Raw genomic sequence first — 4,435 nt, 5'->3', positions numbered from 1 at the left:
GAAAGAATAAATTGGTTTAGTTGGAACGCCGTATGCGGTGAAAGTCGCACGTACGGTGTGAACAGGGGGAAAAGGGAGCGATAATTTCAAACCCTTACCTATCTGTATGAACAAGGAATAGTGATAACTATCGAAGCAGGTGAGATGGAAGTGAAGTTTAAATATTATCTTAGTGGCATTGGATGGGCTACTTGTATTGTTGCAGTTAATGGACAAAGATTAGAATTTACAGCTAGTTATTTAACTGATTGTTTAAATGATTTTCTAAGATCACTCATGTTTTTAAACTCTTTTTGGTAACGAAAGATGAGATAAGAAAAAAGACTGAGTGTGAATGGGAGGGAGAACCAGAGGGAATTGTTTGGTCTTTTGAATTAAAAGAAAATAATATACTGATTTTAAAAGCCGTTTATTATAAAGATGAATTCAGCAAAGATAACACTAAAACATTAATAAAAACGGAATACCCATATGATGACTTTGTAATGATCGTGTTAAAAGAAATAGATGCACTAATAAAAAGACACGGAATGATTGGTTACAGAGAAGAGTGGAATGATTTTGATTTTCCTTTAACCACTTTTTTAAAATTAAAACATTATATAATCCATAAACAAAAATACCCTATACAAGAAGTACAGGGAGAATTTGATAAAGAAACAAGAAGTAAATTGAAATAAGATTTAGAATTATTGTTGCAGGATATCCATAATCCTTCTTAAGCTCCTTAAAGAAGAGGAGATTATCCATTTTTGGATCAGTAGCAGGAAAGTGGAGAACAAAATAAGACTTAATAGGATATAAGTTAAATTCACATAAGGAAGGGAAATTTTGAAAAAATATTGGGTTTTATGGTTCGTTTCTATACCATTGTTTATTTTAACACTATTATATTCACTAATATGGGCTAACCAAATTGCCGTTGCACCACAGGAAGTTTGTAAGCCGATGTTTATATTCACACCACAAGTAGTAGAGTATTGTAGTGATATCTACGCAATTGACTTATTTTTAATATTGCTTCAAGAAAATGTTTTTACACTTGTTTGTCTTATTTCTGGAATTTATATAATAGGATTTTTAATTTATTTAGTGACAAAAAAGATTAAAGTCAGTTCGACATTTTAAACATATAAAAGCTTATTGAACGGTCAGTTTAGTGGAAAAAGGTATCATAGTTTTTATGGTAAAATAATGGTAATGCGTTCAGATATCGTGGGATGGATAAAGTGCATTAACAGAACTGTAAGAATACAAGTTATGTTGTGGAGGGATATAATGAAATTCTTCAGAAATATGTTTAAAACAGAGCAAAATAATTGGAGAAAAGGAGCAATCCTTGGTTTTTACACTTATATGTTGCTATTATTTATAAATTATATTTACTTTTTAATATCTGGAAGTGAGCCTTTTACTTCAGTTGTAATTTTTTGGACCGGATTGTTAGTAGCCTTTGGTTATGAGTTTATCTTAAATTTAAAGTCTAAGATGACAGCAAAAAAATGAACTAATAGTGATACTACTAATGAGTCATACTTTTTCTTCTTGAAGTAACGGGTGCGATAGTCCAAGAAGGATTATCGCTTATTTTGTTGAAGTAATTGTACTAACTGGGCAGGATTATTCAACAAGATAAATCAAATCTTTTAATATAAGGGGGGATATTTTGATATTTTTAAGGAAATTTCTAGGATTCGTTTTAACTACCTTGTTAATTGGAATATTTCTTACTTTTCTTTTTGCGGTAATAGAAGGTTCAAGTTTCTTAGTTATTGGACTTTTTCTTACAGGTGCTTTTCCATTTGTTCTTCTTATTGGGGTACCTGTATCTTTCTTATCTGATTATTTAACGAAAAATTTAAACGGCAAAAAAAGATATACAAAAGCATTTTTTATTCATATTATCTTTGGTGTATTAGCTGGATTAGTGATTTCTTTCTATTTCGAGGGTTTATTTCTTGTCGTAATAACAATAATAGGAGCACTAATATTTTGGCTAGTTGACGAATTTTTGAGGATAAAATTTTAATGACCTATTCTTGAACTATTGGGTGCGTTGATCTAAGAGGGATTGACGCTATTTTTATAGAATTTATTATACTTACGAAGCAGTTTAACACAAGAACAGCTAACCTATGTAATAATAAATGAAGTACACTTTTTAAGACTATTGAGGTGAAAATATGAAGAATAATTCAAATAAATCTAATGTTGGACATACAATTTTCAAGCCCACTGGAGTACGACATGAATTTCCTAAAGTTGATTTAGTGAAACAGCAAGTAACCTGTACTGTTTTATACAAAGAAGAAACATATATGACCGTCATTGTTGATTTAAAAAATGATACGGTACAAGTCCAAGGAGACGTTGAGGCATTAGGTAATTTAAGCATGGATAAAGACTCTTTTATTGACATGTTCAAGTATTGGGCAAAGGTTTTTATTGATAATGGCATCTCTAATCCAAGTGATTATTTTGATGAAATAATAAAAAATCAATCTTAAGCTAACGGGGGCATTGATCCAAGAAAGATTGATGCCTATTTGTATTGAATATGCTCGTTGTAGAAAAGAGACAGTTTTATTCAATAAGAAATAGGAAGAGCAGACTGCTTAATCCGTTGGTGATGCTAACTTTTCGGTGATAGACGATATAATTTTGAATACCTTAGGAAGCATTGTAGGTTATTTAATTTAGGCTGTTTTCGTATATATTGTTGCTTTTGATACCGCAGCCTGAATACACTCCGCGTCCTGTGGGGTAACCGGTGAGCCTCCTCGTCGCTTGTGCTCCTGCGGGGTCTCACTTTGGCTACTAGTCCCACGGGAGTCTCCGTGTATTCAGTCTGCTAGAAATCTATTCTCAATTAATTCACCTCAAAAAACAACAAACATTGAGAAAACAGCCTTAATTTATAAAACAATAAGAGAATTATTGAATTTAGTAAAAAAGCGACCTGCAACAAAGATTTTAGGTTGAATTGCTGGTTGATCATATTTATCAAATAGGGAGACAGACATACTGTCAAAAGGGGGGCATTGAATCCAGATGGATTAATGCCCTTTGTTATGGAAGCTTGCTTTCGATCATAACAATATCATTCCTCCTCAAGATAAAACATATCTTTAAAGGAATTATTGACCATTTTATCGAAATGAAATCTTATCGAAGTAAAAAAGCTATTTTGTTGAAAAATTAATTATTTTTTAGTTCTTTATATAGATGGGAGTGGTTTAAGTTGCTTGTTGGTCGAACGTTATATTTATTGGGAATGGCTTTTGTCTTCTTTAGTGTAGTGGTAATAGTTATGGCTCTTTTTTCAAATGGTGGTGGAGATATAGTATTTCCAATTTTTGCTTTATTAAATGGATTAATTGCAATGGGTGTCGGAGATATTGTTATAGATTTAAATTACAGGAAAAAGGTTGAAAAGATGAACAAAGAATAAGGTATGTCTATTTCACAGCGAATACTAAAATATACTTCCCTTTCCTTATCACCCTTACCCCTTAACAATTACTGAGTGATTAGACCAATTAACGCTATTCATATCGAGTGTTACGATCTCACCAATCCTACTACCTGTTGAAAACATAAACACAAATAGAGCTTTCTCCATAGGTGTCAAACATGCTTCACGAAGATGTTCGATTTCCCTATCTGTTACAAATTTTGGGATTCTTTTCCCTAACTTTGGATCTTTAATCTTAGCTGCTGGATTTTTACTGACATGTCCTTCTTTATGTGTCCAACGAAAGAGTGATTTCATTGAGCGAACACGATGTGCTAATGATGAAGGTTTTAATGTTTTACTAGACTTGGAGAGGTAAGCCTTTAATTGGTTTGTTGAAAGTAAATCAATTCCTACATCTCCAAAATGACGAATTAGTAGATTGACCTGATTCTAGAAATATAAACGTAAGGTCCTATTAACCTATCATTGTTTAGTTGAACAAGAAAATGTCATACTGGAGGTTATAAAATGAGACCTAACTTAAAAGGAGTATGTAAAATTTTAATGAAGAAGAGGGGTGGGGCTGGATTTCAATTGAGGGAGAAGCTGATGCTTGGGTTCACTTCAGTAGTATTCTTATGGATGGGTTTAAATCACTTACAACTGGTGAGGCTGTATTATTACCTTGAAGAAAATCAAAATTTAAAAGAACAATCACGCAGAGCTGTAAATGTTAAGAAAATCTGTAAATAAGATTAACTAACTTGATCGTTTCTGTGAAATACAGAACGCTTTTTCACTACCGGGGCAGCGTAGTTGAATAAGAAATCACAAAAGTAATGAGCATTTACTTTAAAATAAGATTAAAGGTAGTGTCAAAAGTTCTATGAAAACTATGTAAAGTATAAGTTCATTTCCATTTTGGGGGGACGTGAGGCCCCGCAATCGCTCTTGACAAACAGTCGAAAAAGGTTGCGA

Annotated in this window: 8 protein-coding genes; 7 read left to right on the top strand and 1 reads right to left on the bottom strand. The window is 32.4% G+C overall.

Annotated features, from left to right (window positions below; translation table 11 throughout):
• The first annotated feature begins 120 nt into the window (after positions 1 to 120).
• The 6 genes from F7888_RS22785 to F7888_RS22165 all read left to right on the top strand — a co-directional run bounded on the left by F7888_RS22785 (position 121) and on the right by F7888_RS22165 (position 3,451).
• Positions 121 to 300, top strand: a complete 180-nt coding sequence (locus tag F7888_RS22785; protein WP_225228967.1) for a hypothetical protein — start codon at positions 121 to 123, stop codon at positions 298 to 300.
• Positions 294 to 680, top strand: a complete 387-nt coding sequence (locus F7888_RS22185) for a hypothetical protein (RefSeq protein WP_225228966.1) — start codon at positions 294 to 296, stop codon at positions 678 to 680. Before F7888_RS22785 ends, F7888_RS22185 begins: the two co-directional genes overlap by 7 nt.
• Positions 681 to 1,278: 598 nt before the next feature.
• Complete coding sequence (locus F7888_RS22180) at positions 1,279 to 1,506, top strand: hypothetical protein (protein WP_191783562.1); 228 nt, start codon at positions 1,279 to 1,281, stop codon at positions 1,504 to 1,506.
• Positions 1,507 to 1,666: 160 nt separating this feature from the next.
• Positions 1,667 to 2,029, top strand: coding sequence for a hypothetical protein (locus F7888_RS22175; RefSeq protein WP_191783560.1), 363 nt, complete (start codon positions 1,667 to 1,669; stop codon positions 2,027 to 2,029).
• Between the two features lie 154 nt (positions 2,030 to 2,183).
• Positions 2,184 to 2,507 carry a cysteine peptidase family C39 domain-containing protein gene (locus F7888_RS22170; RefSeq protein ID WP_191783559.1) on the top strand — a complete coding sequence of 108 codons (324 nt, stop codon included), beginning with the start codon at positions 2,184 to 2,186 and terminating at the stop codon, positions 2,505 to 2,507.
• Positions 2,508 to 3,241: 734 nt separating this feature from the next.
• Positions 3,242 to 3,451, top strand: a complete 210-nt coding sequence (locus tag F7888_RS22165) for a hypothetical protein (protein ID WP_191783557.1) — start codon at positions 3,242 to 3,244, stop codon at positions 3,449 to 3,451.
• 54 nt (positions 3,452 to 3,505) lie between these two features.
• Here F7888_RS22165 and F7888_RS23010 read toward each other — a convergent pair whose 3' ends face one another.
• On the bottom strand, positions 3,506 to 3,772 hold the full coding sequence (locus F7888_RS23010) for a tyrosine-type recombinase/integrase (protein WP_191783555.1): 267 nt from the start codon (positions 3,770 to 3,772) through the stop codon (positions 3,506 to 3,508).
• A gap of 213 nt (positions 3,773 to 3,985) precedes the next feature.
• Here F7888_RS23010 and F7888_RS23175 point away from each other — a divergent pair, with 213 nt between their 5' ends.
• Positions 3,986 to 4,210, top strand: coding sequence for a cold shock domain-containing protein (locus F7888_RS23175; RefSeq protein WP_462937543.1), 225 nt, complete (start codon positions 3,986 to 3,988; stop codon positions 4,208 to 4,210).
• The last annotated feature ends 225 nt before the right edge of the window (positions 4,211 to 4,435 follow it).

Source organism: Litchfieldia stipae (genome assembly GCF_014837155.1).
Classification (GTDB): Bacteria; Bacillota; Bacilli; order Bacillales; family Bacillaceae_L; genus Litchfieldia.
Note: the sequence above shows the minus strand (reverse complement) of the source record. Positions and strands in the feature narration are given on the sequence as shown.